A 14,620-nucleotide genomic window follows, 5' to 3' on the forward strand; every position below is an offset into this window, starting at 1 on the left:
CTAGTCTTCAATGCACGGAATAACGCATTGGAGCGAAAACGGTATGAGCGAAGCTGACCTGAAGAGGTTTTTCCTCGAGCAGGTACGCCTGTTCGAAAGTTTCCCTGCGGGCAAGGTCGAGGAGATCCTCGCCAGATCCCGCATGGCGACTTTCGAGGGCAACGAAGCGGTCCTCGAAACCGGTGACGAGGGCCGCTATATCGGAGTGGTGGTCAGCGGCCACGCCGAGATCTCGATCACCGACAATACCGGCACGCGCTCGGTGGTCAGCCAACTCGGCGCGGGTGATGTGTTCGGCGTGATGTCGCTGCTTACGGGCGATCGCATCATTGCCGACGTCATCGCCGGCAACCGCTGCTTCGTGCTGATGATCCCGCGGGAAGTCTTCGAAGCCTGCATCCTGGCCAACCCGAAGGCTGTCGCCTACCTCTCGCGCCTGCTGGCCGAACGGAGCCGGGCGATGTCGGTGGATCTCGCGACCGCCCGCAGCCGCGCCATCGCCAGATCGGATGATCCCTATGCGCTGTCGCTCGGTACCAGCACGCCGGGCAAGGTCCTGGTGCTCAACGTCGGAATCAGCCAGATTCATTTTGGCATCTACGACACCCGGGATCTCGGTTCCGACATCCACGGCATCATCGACAACATCGACGAGGACGTTGCCCGCATCAGCGTCGCAGTCGGTCCGCATGTCCGCAACATGGAGCGTGCGCGGTTTCCGCTGTCCGAGCTGTTCGCGGTGATGCAGGCGGCCACCGGACTGCTCGGCGATGCGTTCGCCTTTCACCCGCAGGAGGTCGGGGCGGTTGGCCATCGCGTGGTGCATGGCGGGAGCAGGTTTTCCAGTGCGGCGGTCATCACGCCGGCGGTCATCGCCGACATCGAGGCGCTGTCGGTATTCGCGCCGCTGCACAACCCGGTAAACGTCGAAGGCATCCGCGAGGCAATGAGGCAGCTGCCCGCGGTGCCGCATGTCGCGGTGTTCGACACCGCCTTCCACCAGACTCTGCCGCCCTACGCGTATCTGTACGGGTTGCCCTACGAGCTGTACAAGCAGGGCGGCATCCGCCGCTACGGGTTCCACGGCACCTCGCACCGCTACGTGTCGCTGAAGGCGGCCGAAGTGCTCAGGCGTCCGCTGGGCGAGCTGGAGATCGTGTCCTGCCATCTCGGGATCGGCGCCTCGCTGTGTGCAATCGACCACGGCCGCTCGGTCGATACCACGATGGGGATGACGCCTGCCGACGGCCTGATCATGCCAAGTCGCTCCGGCAGCGTCGATCCGGCGGTGATGATCCATCTGTTGCAGGACTGCGGGATGTCGCCGGAGCAGCTCTCGAATATGATCAACACCGAGAGCGGCATGAAAGGCATTTCCGGCATCTCCGGTGATATCCACGAGATCGAGGCCGCGGCCGGCGAAGGACATCATCGCGCGCTGCTTGCGCACAAGGCGTTCTGCTATCAGGTGCGCAAGAACATCGGCGCCTGCGTCGCGGCGATGGGGGGCATCGATGTGCTGACTTTCACCGGCGACGTCGGCGAAACCAGTGCCGCCGTGCGCAGCCTGGCCTGCCAGGGCCTCGGTTACATGGGCATCAGGCTCGACGAGGAAAAGAACCGCAACCTCGGCAAGGTGAACGCCTGCAACGTCATCTCGGCTGCTGATTCACCGGTCACCATTCTTGTCATTGCCAATGACGACGAGCGTCTGGTGGCTTGGGAAACCCTGCGCGCGATCGAGCGCAATGACCTGACGGTGGCGATGAAGGAAGGCCATCCCGAGGCGCCGATCCCGATCGAGGTCTCGGCCCACCACGTGCACCTGTCGCAAGCCGACGTGGAAAAACTGTTCGGACCCGGGCACCAGCTGACGCCGGAACACGAGCTTTCCCAGCCTGGCCAGTTCGCCTGCAGCGAAAAGGTTCACCTGGTGGGTCCCAAGGGGCGGATCGCCAACATGCGCGTTCTCGGACCCACGCGCAAGGAAACCCAGGTGGAGATCGCCATGACCGAGCAGTTCAAGGTCGGCATCCAGCCTCCGATCCGCCAGTCCGGCGACCTCGCCAATACTCCCGGCGTGACTCTCGAAGGCCCGTACGGCAGCACGACGCTCGAGCGCGGCGTGATTTGCGCGCAACGGCATATTCATATGGCTCCAGAGGACGCGCTGCGCTTTCGCGTGCGCGACAACTACGTCGTGCGCGTACGTGTGGGCGGTGACCGCGAAATGATCTTCGGCGATGTCGTGGTGCGGGTGAATCCCGCCTATCGCCTGGCAATGCATATCGATACCGACGAGGGCAATGCGGCAAATATCCGGACCGGCATGATCGGCTACATCGAGGAGATCCAGAGCCGGCACTAGCTCCTTGAAAGTGACGTTCGCCCATTTGACGATGTTCTGCCAAGGCCCAGCCAAGGTGTCAGGCGACGAGCCCCGCGAGGGCCGCCCTACGCCCCATCGTGGTGAAAATCGAGAGGCGGCACTATCATCAAGATTCACGCAGCTGCGCGCCGGCAGGACGGGCTGTTTCTTCATCTCCGGAAGCAGAGTTCGGCGCAACGCGGTTTTCCCTGCGGCCCGGCCTGGGCCGGCTGCGTAACCATCCCTACAGGAGCAAGCACATGCAGATCACGGACATCCTTGCGCAAACAGGCGGGCTGCAGTCGCTCGCGCGCGAACTGGGCCTCAGCGAGACGCAGGCTGCGAAGGGCGCCGAGGCGCTCGTTCCGGCAATCCTCGGCGGATTCAAGAAGCAGGCGCAGTCACAGCCTGCCGGGGCCCAAGGACTCGATGGACTGCTTGGGCAACTGGGCGGCGGTGCGCTTCTCGATCAGGTGCTGGCGCCGCAACCCACGGACGTGAGCCGGGGCGACAACGTGCTCGGCGAGATATTCGGCTCGAAGGACGTAAGTCGCGCAGTCGCCCAGAACGCATCTAGCCAGTCGGGCCTCGATCCCTCGCTGTTGAAGAAGATGCTGCCGATGCTCGCAATGCTCGTCGCAGGCTATCTGGCGAAACAGCGGGGGGCCGGCGACGAGGGGAACTCCTCTCCGATGGGCGGCGGGCTCGGTGGCCTGGGAGGCCTGTTCGGCGACCGGCCGGCAGGCGCTGCCGGCGATGCCCCTGGCCGCGCCGCTCCGGGACTCGCTTCGATGCTCGACCTCGACGGCGACGGCAACATGCTCGACGACATCCTGCGTATGGCCGGCAAGGTAATGCGCTGATGAGTACGGCACGTTCGCTGGTTCTCGGTCTTTCGGCGCTGTGCGTGACTGCGGCCGGGCACGCGGCGGATATTCGCCCCGGGGTGTGGGAATTTCGCTCGACGCGGATGAACATCGGCGGGCTGCCCGACATGTCGTCGCAGATGGCGCAGATGCAGCAGCATCTGAAGAGTCTTCCGCCGGACATGCGGCGCATCGTCGAGCAGCAGATGACGGAACGCGGCGTGACCCTGGGTCAGGATGGCGCCGTGCGCAGCTGCATCTCGCCGGAACAGGCGAAGGAGGACAACATTTACTCCGGCAAGATCGAAGGCAGCTGCACGTTGGGCAACGTGACAAAGACTGGCGACAGCGTGACGGGACGACTGACCTGCACGCAGCCGCAAGCTACCGGCGACTTCGCGGCGCGGGTCAGTAGTCCCGAACACTTCACGACGCGCGTCAATATGAAGTCGGCGCACGGCGACATGCAGATGGAAACCGAAGCCCGCTGGCTTTCCGAGCACTGCGAAGTTCCACAGCGCGTGCCGCCCATAGCGCGCTAGGGTCGGGCGGCAGGCACTGGGGGTTTCGGGCGAAGGAATGGCGCGGATGGGCCGGTGCGCAGGGCTTGCCGCCACGAAGTTTGTGTCGTTATTGACCGAGTCGAACAAATTGGAAGAGAACTTCTTCATCGATCCCGAAGCGATCGTTCCGGCCGGGCAGGACCCGGAAGGCGACGACGCGCTGCTCGACGTCGCCCGCGAGTTGCACGCCTACCTGCAGGGATTCGGCGCCCGGCTGGTGCACAACGAAGGCGCGGTCGCGATCGAGGTCGCCGGCAATGTCGAGGTCGATGGTCGCCGTTATCCGTTCCGCCTCGTGCCCGAGCGCGGCGTCCTCGCCCGTGTCCAGAAGTGGCGCAAGCTCGCTGCCGAGCGTCATCTGGCGCTGGTCCGCGAGCGGCTCAACGAGGCTTCGGTCGCCGAGTTCGAAAGCGAGGTGCACCGTTTTGTCGCGCGTGTGCTGCGCGAGGCCGAAGCCGAGGGGCTGGCCGGAGCGCGCTTTCTGCGCGCGCTCGAAACCGGCAAGGAGCTGGCGAGCCGGCGCTTTCGCATCGTCGAGGACCGGCTCGCCGAAGCGTCGTCGCGCCGTCGCGCCGAGACGCTTGCCGAAGTCGCGCGCGGCACGGTCCAGCTCACCCGCTACCCCGAGTCGTTCGAGACCGCCTTCATGATGCGGCGGCGCTTCGTCGCGATCCTCGGGCCGACGAACTCCGGCAAGACGCACCAGGCGATGGAAGCGCTCGCGCAGGCGGCGACGGGAGTGTACCTCGCGCCGCTGCGCCTGCTCGCGCTGGAGAACTACGAGCGTCTCGCCGACCGCGGCGTCGCGGTGAGCCTGGTGACCGGCGAGGAACGCCGCCTCACGCCCGGCGCGACGCACGTCGCGAGCACGATCGAGATGCTCGACACATCGCGCGCGGTCGAAGTCGCGGTGATCGACGAGATCCAGATGCTCGAGGACCTCGAGCGCGGCTCCGCCTGGACCGCTGCCGTGTGCGGGGCGGCGGCGAAGACCGTGTATCTGCTCGGCGCGCTGTCGGCGCGTCCGGCGGTCGAGGCGCTCGCGGAGCGCCTGGGCTGCGAGCTCGAAGTGACCACGCTCGCGCGCAAGTCGCCGCTCGAGATGGCGCCACGCGCCGTGGGCAGCATCGGCCAGCTGCGCCGCGGCGACGCCGTCATCGCGTTCTCGCGCCGTGACGTGCTCAACTGGGCGACGAACATCGCCGCGGCCGGGTTTCGCGTCGCGACGATCTACGGCAACCTCTCGCCCGAGGTCCGTCGCGCGCAGGCGCAGCGCTTTCGCGACGGCGAGGCCGACATCGTCGTCGCGACCGACGCGATCGGCATGGGACTCAATCTTCCGGTCGCGCGGGTCGTGTTCTCCACCGCGAAGAAGTTCGACGGCATCTCCGAGGACATCCTGGCGCCGTGGCTCACGCACCAGATCGCCGGCCGGGCGGGGCGTTTCGGCCTGCATGAGGCGGGGCTCGTGGCCGGATTTGACGACCATACGCACCGCATCATCTCGCGCCTGATGCGAACGCCGGCCGACCCGTTGTCGAACCGCGGCTTCTACGTCACTCCATCGCTACGGCATGTGAAGAGCATCGCCGCGGCAACCGGGGAGCACACGCTGGCGCGGCTGCTCGAACTGTTCTCGCGCAACATCGACCTCACCGACGACTTCTTTCTCCCCGGCGACCTCAGCGAGCAGACCGAGCGCGCGCAATGGCTCGACTCCCTGCCGCTGTCGCTCGAGCACCGCTTCACGCTGTCGCTCGTGCCGGTGTCGACGCGGGTCGAAACGCTCAATCAGGCGTGGCAGGGATGGGCGCGGGCGCTGGCGAAGGAGCGTAGTTCGCATCTGTCGATCGAACCGGTCGGCGACATGCGCTACGCGCTGCAGGCGGCCGAGGACGCGTGCAAGAAGTACTCGGCGTATGCGTGGCTCGGCTACCGCCTGCCCGATTACTACCCCGATGCCGAAGCGGCGGTGGCGCTCGCGCGCAGCATGTCGGAGACGGTGGACGAGATGCTCGCCCGCCAGCACGGCCGGCGGCGCGACGAGAAACGCACTCCGACTCCCGCCCGGCGCGTTCGCCGCGGCCTCGCATCGCGAGGCGATCGACGAGAGGGGCGCACGCGCACCGGAGGATGAGCGGTATCCGGCCACGCGGTCGGATGCGCCCGTCCGCATTCAGTCTGCAGTGAATGCCGGGGTGCCCGCTACCCTGCATTTCCGCTGTGACGGCAAAAAAGTTGTATCTGCAACTGCTTGATTCCCACCAAACCAACTGCTATTGTTCCGCCCGTTTTGGGCCGTCCCATCCGGGCTGCTTCCAGCGAGGCCTCCCGATGGAGGTCGTGCGGCGCGCTGCGAGCGCACGCGGCGGAGCATGAAATCAAAACGGCACGCGATCAGGAATTCAACGGAGACAAGTTCATGCTGCAGAAATCGTCGCCCGGCGGGGCGCCCGTCGACATCGGCCGGATCCTCGATCACGGCCCCTTCACGTCGATGCAGATGCTCGCGGTCATGCTCGCTGCGTTCGCGATCGTCATGGACGGATTCGACGGACAGCTGATCGGGTTTGCAATCCCGGCGCTGATCAAGGAGTGGGGCATCACCCGCGCGGCGTTTGCGCCGGCGGTGGCGGCGGGGCTCGTCGGCATGGCGGTCGGCAGCGCCTGCGCCGGAATCGTCGCCGACCGGATCGGCCGGCGGCTGGTCGTCGCCGCGAGCGTGTTCCTGTTCGGCATCGCGACCTGTGCGATCGGTTTCGCGCCCGACGTGGTCACGATCTCGTTGCTGCGATTCATCGCGGGCCTGGGGATCGGCGGTGCATTGCCGAGCGCCTCGACGATGACGGCCGAGTTCACGCCCGCGCGTCATCGGACTCTCGCAGTCACCTCGACGATCGTGTGCTACCCGCTCGGCGGCATGCTCGCGGGCCTGTTCGCGAGCGCAATCCTTCCGGTGTTCGGCTGGCGCGGGCTGTTCTGGATCGGCGGCGCATTGCCGATCGCGTATAGTTTCGTGCTGCTCGCAACGCTTCCCGAGTCGCCCCGTTATCTCGCCCGCAAGCCGAATCACTGGCCCGCGCTGAAGAAACTGCTCGCCCGCATGGCCCGTCCGACCAGCCCCGACACGACTTTCGTCGATGCGGCAGAGCGGGCGGCTGAACAGCGCGCCGGATTCGCTTCGCTGTTCGCCGGGGGACTGGCACGCGACACGCTCGCGATCTGGTGCGGATTCTTCATGGTCATGCTGGCGACCTATACCGCGTTCAGCTGGCTGCCCGCGATGCTTGCGTCCGAAGGGCTTCCCGCGGCGTTGGCCAGTTCCGGTCTGACTGCCTACAACCTTGGCGGCGTCGTCGGCTCGCTGGGCTGCGCGGTCGCGATCACGCGCTTCGGCTCGCGCTGGCCGCTGATCCTGTGCTCCATCGGCGCCGCCGCGAGCGCGTTCCTGCTCAAGTACGTCGATATCGCCGAGAACGGAACCTGGCTGATGATCGGCCTCGGGGTGCACGGCATGTTCGTCATCGCCGTGCAGGCAACGATGTATGCGCTGTGCGCGTATGTTTACCCGACGATCGTGCGCGCCACCGGCACTGCGTCGGCGCTGTCCTTCGGCCGGCTTGGTGCGATCCTGAGCTCGTTCGCGGGGGCCGCGGTCATCACCTCCGGCGGCGCGTCGTCCTACCTGTCGATGCTCGGCTTCACGATGGTCTTGACGCTGGTCGCGCTGGCGCTCGTCAAACGCCATATCCCGAGCGTGAACGCACAGCCGCCTGTCGCCGCGCCTGCCGCGCCTGCCGCGGCGACGGCAAAAGGCTACGCCTGATCGTATAAGGCCGGGCCCGGACTTCGCCTTCCGGCGGGGCCGGGTCTTCCTGCTGTTGCGGAAGCTGCCGGTCACAGGCAGGGCGTTTCCTCGCCGCCTTCACCCTTTGTCCCGGATGTAATACACGCCCGGCCTGGTGCCGAGTGCCTCGTGTATCCGACGATTGCCTCTCGGCGAGCAGCCCGCTCACGTTGCTGTTGGGGCCGTCGACGTCGCCGAAGCTCCGCGCGCCCGACATGCAAACTTCGCCTCGTGAACGATAGCGCGCGCCTCGTGCGGACAGGCCATCACCACGGCAGATACCCGGCCCCGGCTCGCATGACGTTCTGAATGGTAGTACCTGAAGGGTTGCCGTCAATCGCGTTTGACAACTTTCAATGAGTGAACCATCATTCGCACCCATTGGCCGACAGGCCATCGTCGGTGCGAACCTTTCGCGGATGTGGGGCGGGGAGCGGCCGATCCGCAGTTCTTTTGCTGCTGTTTCCCTGGTCGTTCCGCTGCACCCGGTTCGGACGGTCGGCCACGGCCGAAGCCGGTTATCCCACCTGTAGAAAGGAAAAACGATGAAGACTCGCAACGTGCTCACACCGCTTTTCGCATCCGTCCTGATGACGTTCGGCGCCGCCCACGCGCAAGGGGACAACGTCGTCACGCTGCGCCTGCACCACTTTCTGCCGCCGTCGTCGAATGCCCAGGTGAAACTCATCGAGCCGTGGTGTGCAAAGATCGGCGCGGAATCCGCAGGCCGGCTGAAATGCCAGATCTATCCGGCCATGCAGATGGGGGGAACGCCAGCGCAACTGTTCGATCAGGCCAAGGATGGCGTCGCCGACATCGTCTGGGCGGTTCCCGGGTACCAGGCGGGGCGCTTCCTCGTGTCCGAGGTGTTCGAACTGCCGTTCATGGGTATTTCGGGTGAAAAGTCGAGCCGGGCGTTGTGGGCCTATGCGACGAAAAACGCGACGGACGAATATCGTGGCATACGGCCGCTGATGTTCCATGTCATTGCCGGAATGGCGCTGCACACGACGAAGAAGCAGATCAGGACGATGGAGGATTTCAATGGCATGAAACTGCGTGCCCCGACCCGTCTCGCCACCCGGATGGTGACCGCATTCGGCGGGACGCCGGTGCCGATGCCGATGCCCCAGGTCTCGGAGAGCCTGGCCAAAGGTGTCATCGATGGTGCCATGATGCCGTGGGAAGTGGTGCCGGCGATCAAGGCGCAGGAGATCGTGAAGTATCACAGCGAGACCGACCCGACGATGCCGCTGTTGTCGACGACGACCTTCGTGCTGGCGATGAATCCGGCGAAATACGACAGCCTGCCGACGGAACTGAAGAAAGTCATCGACGCCAACAGCGGGGCCGACATGTCCGCGTGGGCGGGCAAGGTTTTTGACGAGGCGACGCTGACCGGGCGCCAGTCGGGCGTGGATCACAAGAACACGTTCTACATGGTGCCTGCGGACGAAGTGAAGAAGTGGCAGAAGGCGTCGGACGGGGTCGCGATGGAGTGGGTCAGCGAAGTCACGGCGAAAGGCCACGATGGGCAGAGGCTCCTTGCGGAAGCCAGGGCGCTTCTCGACAACTGAGGAGCCTGCCGTGCGTGCGCAAGCGCGGCAGTAAGCAGTCGCCGACGCAGCCGAAACGAAGGCCGTTGATCCGGACGGGCAGGGAGCCAGCTCCTTGCCCTTTTCATGCTGATCCGTTCCCGAATTGACGGCTCGCCATTCGCTGCTCTACAATGTTTCGAAACTAGTGGAAATGTAGAACCATGGACCAGAAATCAGCGCTTGCAGTGTTCGAGAGTCTCTCGTCCGGAGTGCGGCTGGATGTGTTTCGACTGCTCGTCAAGGCGGAGCCGACAGGTGTTGTCGCCGGCGAGATCGCGTCGGCACTGGACGTCGCCCCGAGCAGCCTGTCTTTCCACCTGCGCACGCTCACCCAGGCAGGCCTGCTCACCGTGGAACAGGAGGGGCGTTTTCTGCGCTACCGGGCGAATCTTTCGCTGATGGCCGAAGTCATCGGTTTCCTCACCGAAAACTGCTGCGCCGGCGTCCCCGAGCGCTGTGCGGCGGTATGTGATGTCGAGGCGCAGCTTGCGGACTGCTCCGGCAGCCGGGGCACCGGTACGGAGCCCCGGGCATGAAAGTGCTGTTCCTGTGCACCGGCAACTCGTGCCGCTCGATTCTCGCGGAAGCCACGTTCAACGCGCTCGCCCCGCACGGGCTGGAAGCGATCAGCGCGGGTAGCCGCCCTGCCGGGTATGTCCACCCGCGCGCGCTCGCGCTGCTGGCGCGCGAAGGGATCTCGACCGAAGGGCTGTCGAGCAAGTCGTGGGACGGCCTTCCGGTTACGCCCGACATCGTCATTACCGTGTGTGGCAGCGCAGCCAGTGAAACGTGTCCCGCCTATCTCGGACCGGTCGTGCGTGCGCACTGGGGCGTCGAGGATCCCGCCCAGGCGAGCGGCAGCGATGCCCGGATCGACGCCGCCTTCGAACATGCCTACCGCACGCTGCGTGCCCGCATCGAAGCGTTTTTCGCGCTTCCCGAAAACCTTGCCCGACGCGATCCGCCCGCCTTCCGCGCGGGGCTCGAGCGCATCGGGCACATCGCTGCCTGACCCCGTTCAACTTTCAAGGAATTCGTCATGACCACGATCCAGATCTTCGATCCCGCGCTGTGCTGCAGTTCCGGTGTGTGCGGCACCGATGTCGACCAGCAGCTCGTGAACTTCGCCACCGACGTCGAGTGGGCGAAGCAGGAGGGCATCGCGATCGAGCGCTACAACCTCGCCCAGCAGCCGCTCGCGTTCGCCGGGAACGCGGTGGTGAAAGGCTTCCTTGAGCGTTCGGGCGCCGACGCGCTGCCGCTGGTGCTCGTCGACGGCGAGATGGCGCTCGCAGGGCGCTACCCGACTCGCAGCGAGTTGGCGCGCTGGGCGGGAGTGGCGAAGCTCACGCCGTTGCCGGCGAGCGAGTGCTGCAGCGGCGGCCGCTGCTGCTGAGCGCGGGAATCGCGATGCGTTTCCTCGACCAGCCTCCGCGTTACCTGTTTTTCACCGGCAAGGGCGGCGTCGGCAAGACTTCGCTCGCGTGTGCGACCGCGATCCACCTTGCGGCGACCGGACGCAGCGTGCTGCTCGTCAGCACCGACCCCGCGTCGAACGTTGCGCAGGTATTCGAACAGGAAATCGGCAACCGCATAACGCCGCTGACGGCGGTGCCCGGCCTGTCGGCGCTCGAGATCGACCCGCAGGCCGCTGCGCAGGCTTATCGGGAGCGCATCGTCGGTCCGGTGCGCGACGTGCTGCCCGAGGCCGTCGTGCGCGGTATCGAGGAACAGTTGTCCGGCGCGTGCACGACCGAGATCGCGGCGTTCGACGAGTTCACCGGCCTGCTCACGGATGCGGCCTTGACGGCCGGATTCGACCACGTCGTGTTCGACACCGCACCGACCGGCCACACGATCCGCCTGTTGCAATTGCCAGGCGCATGGTCGGGTTTCCTGCAGAACAATACCGACGGAGCGTCCTGCCTCGGCCCGTTGGCCGGGCTCGACAAGCAGCGCGAGCAGTACGGCGCGGCGGTCAGCGCGCTCGCCGACCCGGCGCGCACGCGGCTGGTGCTCGTCGCGCGCGCCCAGGCTTCGACGCTGCGCGAAGTCGCCCGCACGCATGTCGAGCTCGCGGCGATCGGTCTCGCACGGCAGTTCCTCGTCATCAACGGGGTATTGCCCGCCGCGGAAGCGGCTGCGGACGACGCGTTGGCGGCGGCGGTGCTGCGGCGCGAAGCGGCGGCGCTCGACGAGCTGCCTGCCGGGTTGCGCGATCTGCCGACCGACCGCGTGCCGCTGATGCCGTTCAACCTGGTCGGCCTGCCGGCGCTGCGGGCCTTGCTCGGCAGCACCGAGGCGGCAGCGCAGGCCTCGGCCCCCGCCGCTGCGCCGGACGATCGCCCCGCCTTGCCGGACTTGGCGAGCCTCGTCGATGAACTGGCCACCGATCGTCATGGGCTGGTGATGCTGATGGGCAAGGGCGGTGTCGGCAAGACGACGCTGGCGGCGGCGATCGCCGTGGAGCTTGCGCAGCGCGGCTTCCCGGTGCATCTGACGACGTCGGACCCGGCAGCGCACCTCGCGGACACGCTCGACGGCTCGCTGGCGAACCTCACCGTCAGCCGCATCGATCCGCAGGCGGAGACGGAACGCTACCGTCGCGATGTGCTCGATACCCGCGGCGCGAGCCTCGACGCCCAAGGCAGGGCGCTGCTCGAAGAAGAGTTGCGTTCGCCCTGCACCGAAGAGATCGCGGTGTTCCAGGCGTTTTCGCGCGTCATCGGCGAGGCCGGGCGCAAGTTCGTGATCATGGACACGGCGCCGACCGGCCACACGCTGCTGCTGCTCGACGCGGCCGGGGCGTATCACCGCGAAGTGGCGCGCCACATGGACAAGAGCGGCGTTGCGCAATTCACGACGCCGATGATGCAACTGCAGGACCCCGCGCAGACGAAAGTGCTGGTCGTGACCCTCGCCGAGACGACCCCGGTGCTCGAGGCCGCGAGCCTGCAGGCCGATCTGCGCCGCGCCGGTATCGAGCCGTGGGCGTGGATCATCAACAACAGTCTGGCCGCGACGACGACCGCGGCACCGATGCTGCGCCGGCGCGCCGGGCAGGAATGGGCGCAGATCGAGGCGGTGCGCGAGCATCACGCGAAGCGGCTCGCGCTCGTTGCGATGCAAGCCGACGAGCCGACCGGAATCGGGCGGCTGCGGGCGCTGGCGGGAAATCATGCGAATTGAAGGGAGGCAGCGCTTGTCATGTCCGCGCAAGGTGAAGTGATGGCGCAAAACGAGGCATGCGTTCCGCTCGGACGATTCGAGCGTTACCTCAGCGTCTGGGTGTTCCTGTGCATCGTCGCAGGCACGGTGCTGGGGCAGGTCCTGCCGGCGGCGGCCCAAGCGGTGGGACGGCTCGAAATGGCGCACGTCAATATCCCGGTCGGGGTGCTGATCTGGGTGATGATCGTGCCGATGCTGATGAAGATCGACTTCGCCTCACTGCACGAAGTGCGCGCACAGGGGCGCAGCATCGGCGTGACGCTGTTCGTCAACTGGGCGGTCAAGCCGTTCACGATGGCGCTGCTCGGCTGGATCTTCATCCGCCATGTGTTCGCGCCGTGGCTGCCGGCCGAACAGCTGGACAGCTACGTCGCCGGGCTGATCCTGCTCGGCGCGGCGCCCTGCACGGCGATGGTTTTCGTCTGGAGCAACCTGTGCCGGGGCGATGCGAACTTCACGATCAGCCAGGTCGCGCTCAACGACCTGGTGATGGTGTTCGCCTTTGCGCCGATCGTCGCGCTGCTGCTGGGCGTGTCATCGATTCCGGTGCCGTGGGAGACGCTGTTCCTGTCGGTCGTGATGTATATCGTCATCCCTCTGGCGATCGCGCAGTTCGTGCGTCGGCGGCTTCTCGCCCGCGGTGAGCCGGCTTTCCGTCACGCGATGGAGCGCATCGGCCCGGTTTCGATCGTTGCACTGCTGGCGACGCTGGTGTTGCTGTTCTCGTTCCAGGGACAGGCGATCATCGAGCAGCCGCTCGTCATCGCGATGCTGGCGGTGCCGATCCTGCTGCAGGCAATATTCATCGCCGCGCTCGGCTACTGGCTGAACCGCAGGCTGGGAGTCGCGCACAGGGTGGCAGGTCCTTCGACGATGATCGGCGCGTCGAACTTTTTCGAACTGGCGGTCGCGGTCGCGATCGTCCTCTACGGCTTCGATTCGGGCGCAGCGCTGGCGACCGTTGTCGGCGTGCTGATCGAGGTGCCGGTCATGCTGTGGCTGGTGCGCATGGTCAATGCGAGCAAGGGCTGGTACGAAGCGGGCGCCGGGGCCGCCAGCCTCGCCGTCGTGGTGCCTCGTCGCCCATCGCGTTGAATCGCGCTGGATTCGCGCCACTCCCCAGGATGCCGATTGTCGCCGGGGTGGTGGGGCCGCATAGTTTCGCCGCTGCACGAATCTTCGTTGCGCCGCCCGCGACCGCTCGGGTTCGATGCATGATGCGGTTTTTCCGAGGCAATCCATGAGAGCGATCCTGCTGGCTGCGCTGACCGCGGCTGTTTTGCTGACCGGCGGCTGCGCTGTCTTCGCTGTTGCCGACGCAGCGGTGTCGGTCGTCGCGACGACGGTGAAAGTCGGCGCCAAGGTCGTCGGCGCTGGCGTCGAAGCAGTGCTGCCCGATGGCGACGACGAGGACGATGACGATTGAAGGGCCGGCGCCGGGCGTCCTGACGCGGGCCCCGGAGTCTGGGCAGGAACGTCGTGCACTCCCTTGCGCGGCGTCGGGAAAACAGATTGCTTAGGCCCCGCCCCGGTGCTACTTTCGGGAAAGCAAAAGCCGGATCGGCGAACGGAAGCGCCCGCAGCCGGACCGCTCGGCGCCAGGCAGTCGAAAGCCCGTTGGCGATGCTCGTAGTCCCGAAAACGTGTCCCAGCCCGGAGGAAATCCTCGATGTGGAAATCGCTTCACATTGACCCCGCCAAGTGTACCGGCTGCCTGCAGTGCGAAATGGCATGCTCTTACGAACACACCGGCGTCATCAATCCCAGCAAGTCGCGCATCAAGGTCTTCAGCTTCGAACACGAAGGGCGCAAAGTGCCCTACACCTGTACGCAGTGCACCGAAGCGTGGTGCCTGCACTCCTGTCCGGTCGATGCGATCCGGCTCGACCTGACGACCGGTGCGAAGATGGTGTTCGAAGACACCTGCGTCGGCTGCAAGGTCTGCACGATCGCCTGTCCGTTCGGCACGATCAACTACAACCAGGACACCGGCAAGGTGCAGAAATGCGACCTGTGCGAGGGGGATCCGGCGTGCGCGAAAGCCTGTCCGACCGCGGCGATCACCTACATCGATGCCGACTGGACGGGCCTCGCGCGGATGCAGGCCTGGGCGGCGAAAGCCAACACGCCGGCCTCGGCGGCTTGAGAGG

The 14,620-nt window shown here is 66.1% G+C and carries 13 protein-coding genes; all 13 read left to right on the plus strand.

Annotated features, from left to right (window positions below):
* Nucleotides 1–43: 43 nt before the first annotated feature.
* The 13 genes from EBN1_RS14105 (at nt 44) to EBN1_RS14165 (ending at nt 14,616) form a co-directional block, all read left to right on the plus strand.
* Nucleotides 44–2,368, plus strand: coding sequence for an acetate/propionate family kinase (locus tag EBN1_RS14105; RefSeq protein WP_011238639.1), 2,325 nt, complete (start codon nt 44–46; stop codon nt 2,366–2,368).
* Between the two features lie 260 nt (nt 2,369–2,628).
* Complete coding sequence (locus EBN1_RS14110; RefSeq protein WP_011238640.1) at nt 2,629–3,231, plus strand: DUF937 domain-containing protein; 603 nt, start codon at nt 2,629–2,631, stop codon at nt 3,229–3,231.
* On the plus strand, nt 3,231–3,776 hold the full coding sequence (locus EBN1_RS14115; protein ID WP_011238641.1) for a DUF3617 domain-containing protein: 546 nt from the start codon (nt 3,231–3,233) through the stop codon (nt 3,774–3,776). The genes EBN1_RS14110 and EBN1_RS14115 overlap by 1 nt, the downstream gene beginning before the upstream one ends.
* Nucleotides 3,777–3,885: 109 nt before the next feature.
* Entirely contained in the window at nt 3,886–5,934 is a 2,049-nt protein-coding gene (locus tag EBN1_RS14120) for a helicase-related protein (protein ID WP_049780377.1), read from the plus strand.
* 285 nt (nt 5,935–6,219) lie between these two features.
* Nucleotides 6,220–7,623, plus strand: a complete 1,404-nt coding sequence (locus tag EBN1_RS14125) for an MFS transporter (protein ID WP_011238643.1) — start codon at nt 6,220–6,222, stop codon at nt 7,621–7,623.
* A 566-nt stretch (nt 7,624–8,189) separates the two neighbouring features.
* On the plus strand, nt 8,190–9,221 hold the full coding sequence (locus tag EBN1_RS14130; protein ID WP_011238644.1) for a TRAP transporter substrate-binding protein: 1,032 nt from the start codon (nt 8,190–8,192) through the stop codon (nt 9,219–9,221).
* A gap of 182 nt (nt 9,222–9,403) precedes the next feature.
* Nucleotides 9,404–9,778, plus strand: coding sequence for an ArsR/SmtB family transcription factor (locus EBN1_RS14135; protein WP_011238645.1), 375 nt, complete (start codon nt 9,404–9,406; stop codon nt 9,776–9,778).
* On the plus strand, nt 9,775–10,254 hold the full coding sequence (locus tag EBN1_RS14140; protein ID WP_011238646.1) for an arsenate reductase ArsC: 480 nt from the start codon (nt 9,775–9,777) through the stop codon (nt 10,252–10,254). Before EBN1_RS14135 ends, EBN1_RS14140 begins: the two co-directional genes overlap by 4 nt.
* Before the next feature lie 27 nt (nt 10,255–10,281).
* Nucleotides 10,282–10,638 carry an arsenite efflux transporter metallochaperone ArsD gene (gene arsD / locus EBN1_RS14145; RefSeq protein ID WP_011238647.1) on the plus strand — a complete coding sequence of 119 codons (357 nt, stop codon included), beginning with the start codon at nt 10,282–10,284 and terminating at the stop codon, nt 10,636–10,638.
* Nucleotides 10,611–12,431, plus strand: a complete 1,821-nt coding sequence (gene arsA / locus EBN1_RS14150) for an arsenical pump-driving ATPase (protein ID WP_479682060.1) — start codon at nt 10,611–10,613, stop codon at nt 12,429–12,431. Before arsD ends, arsA begins: the two co-directional genes overlap by 28 nt.
* 18 nt (nt 12,432–12,449) lie before the next feature.
* Nucleotides 12,450–13,565, plus strand: coding sequence for an ACR3 family arsenite efflux transporter (gene arsB / locus EBN1_RS14155; RefSeq protein WP_011238649.1), 1,116 nt, complete (start codon nt 12,450–12,452; stop codon nt 13,563–13,565).
* Nucleotides 13,566–13,710: 145 nt separating this feature from the next.
* Nucleotides 13,711–13,896 carry an NF038104 family lipoprotein gene (locus EBN1_RS14160; protein ID WP_011238650.1) on the plus strand — a complete coding sequence of 62 codons (186 nt, stop codon included), beginning with the start codon at nt 13,711–13,713 and terminating at the stop codon, nt 13,894–13,896.
* A 243-nt stretch (nt 13,897–14,139) separates the two neighbouring features.
* A complete protein-coding gene (locus EBN1_RS14165; RefSeq protein ID WP_011238651.1) occupies nt 14,140–14,616 on the plus strand; it encodes a 4Fe-4S dicluster domain-containing protein in 477 nt (158 codons plus the stop codon).
* The last annotated feature ends 4 nt before the right edge of the window (nt 14,617–14,620 follow it).

Origin of the sequence: Aromatoleum aromaticum EbN1 (assembly GCF_000025965.1) — a bacterium.
Taxonomy (GTDB): Bacteria; Pseudomonadota; Gammaproteobacteria; order Burkholderiales; family Rhodocyclaceae; genus Aromatoleum; species Aromatoleum aromaticum.

What these genes read in the sequence shown, in the direction of transcription:
- EBN1_RS14110 (WP_011238640.1), top strand. Translation starts at nt 2,629, where the DNA reads ATGCAGATCACGGACATCCTTGCGCAAACAGGCGGGCTGCAGTCGCTC.
- EBN1_RS14135 (WP_011238645.1), top strand. Translation starts at nt 9,404, where the DNA reads ATGGACCAGAAATCAGCGCTTGCAGTGTTCGAGAGTCTCTCGTCCGGA.
- arsD (WP_011238647.1), top strand. Translation starts at nt 10,282, where the DNA reads ATGACCACGATCCAGATCTTCGATCCCGCGCTGTGCTGCAGTTCCGGT.
- EBN1_RS14130 (WP_011238644.1), top strand. Translation starts at nt 8,190, where the DNA reads ATGAAGACTCGCAACGTGCTCACACCGCTTTTCGCATCCGTCCTGATG.
- arsB (WP_011238649.1), top strand. Translation starts at nt 12,450, where the DNA reads ATGTCCGCGCAAGGTGAAGTGATGGCGCAAAACGAGGCATGCGTTCCG.
- EBN1_RS14165 (WP_011238651.1), top strand. Translation starts at nt 14,140, where the DNA reads ATGTGGAAATCGCTTCACATTGACCCCGCCAAGTGTACCGGCTGCCTG.
- EBN1_RS14105 (WP_011238639.1), top strand. Translation starts at nt 44, where the DNA reads ATGAGCGAAGCTGACCTGAAGAGGTTTTTCCTCGAGCAGGTACGCCTG.
- EBN1_RS14140 (WP_011238646.1), top strand. Translation starts at nt 9,775, where the DNA reads ATGAAAGTGCTGTTCCTGTGCACCGGCAACTCGTGCCGCTCGATTCTC.
- EBN1_RS14115 (WP_011238641.1), top strand. Translation starts at nt 3,231, where the DNA reads ATGAGTACGGCACGTTCGCTGGTTCTCGGTCTTTCGGCGCTGTGCGTG.
- EBN1_RS14125 (WP_011238643.1), top strand. Translation starts at nt 6,220, where the DNA reads ATGCTGCAGAAATCGTCGCCCGGCGGGGCGCCCGTCGACATCGGCCGG.
- EBN1_RS14160 (WP_011238650.1), top strand. Translation starts at nt 13,711, where the DNA reads ATGAGAGCGATCCTGCTGGCTGCGCTGACCGCGGCTGTTTTGCTGACC.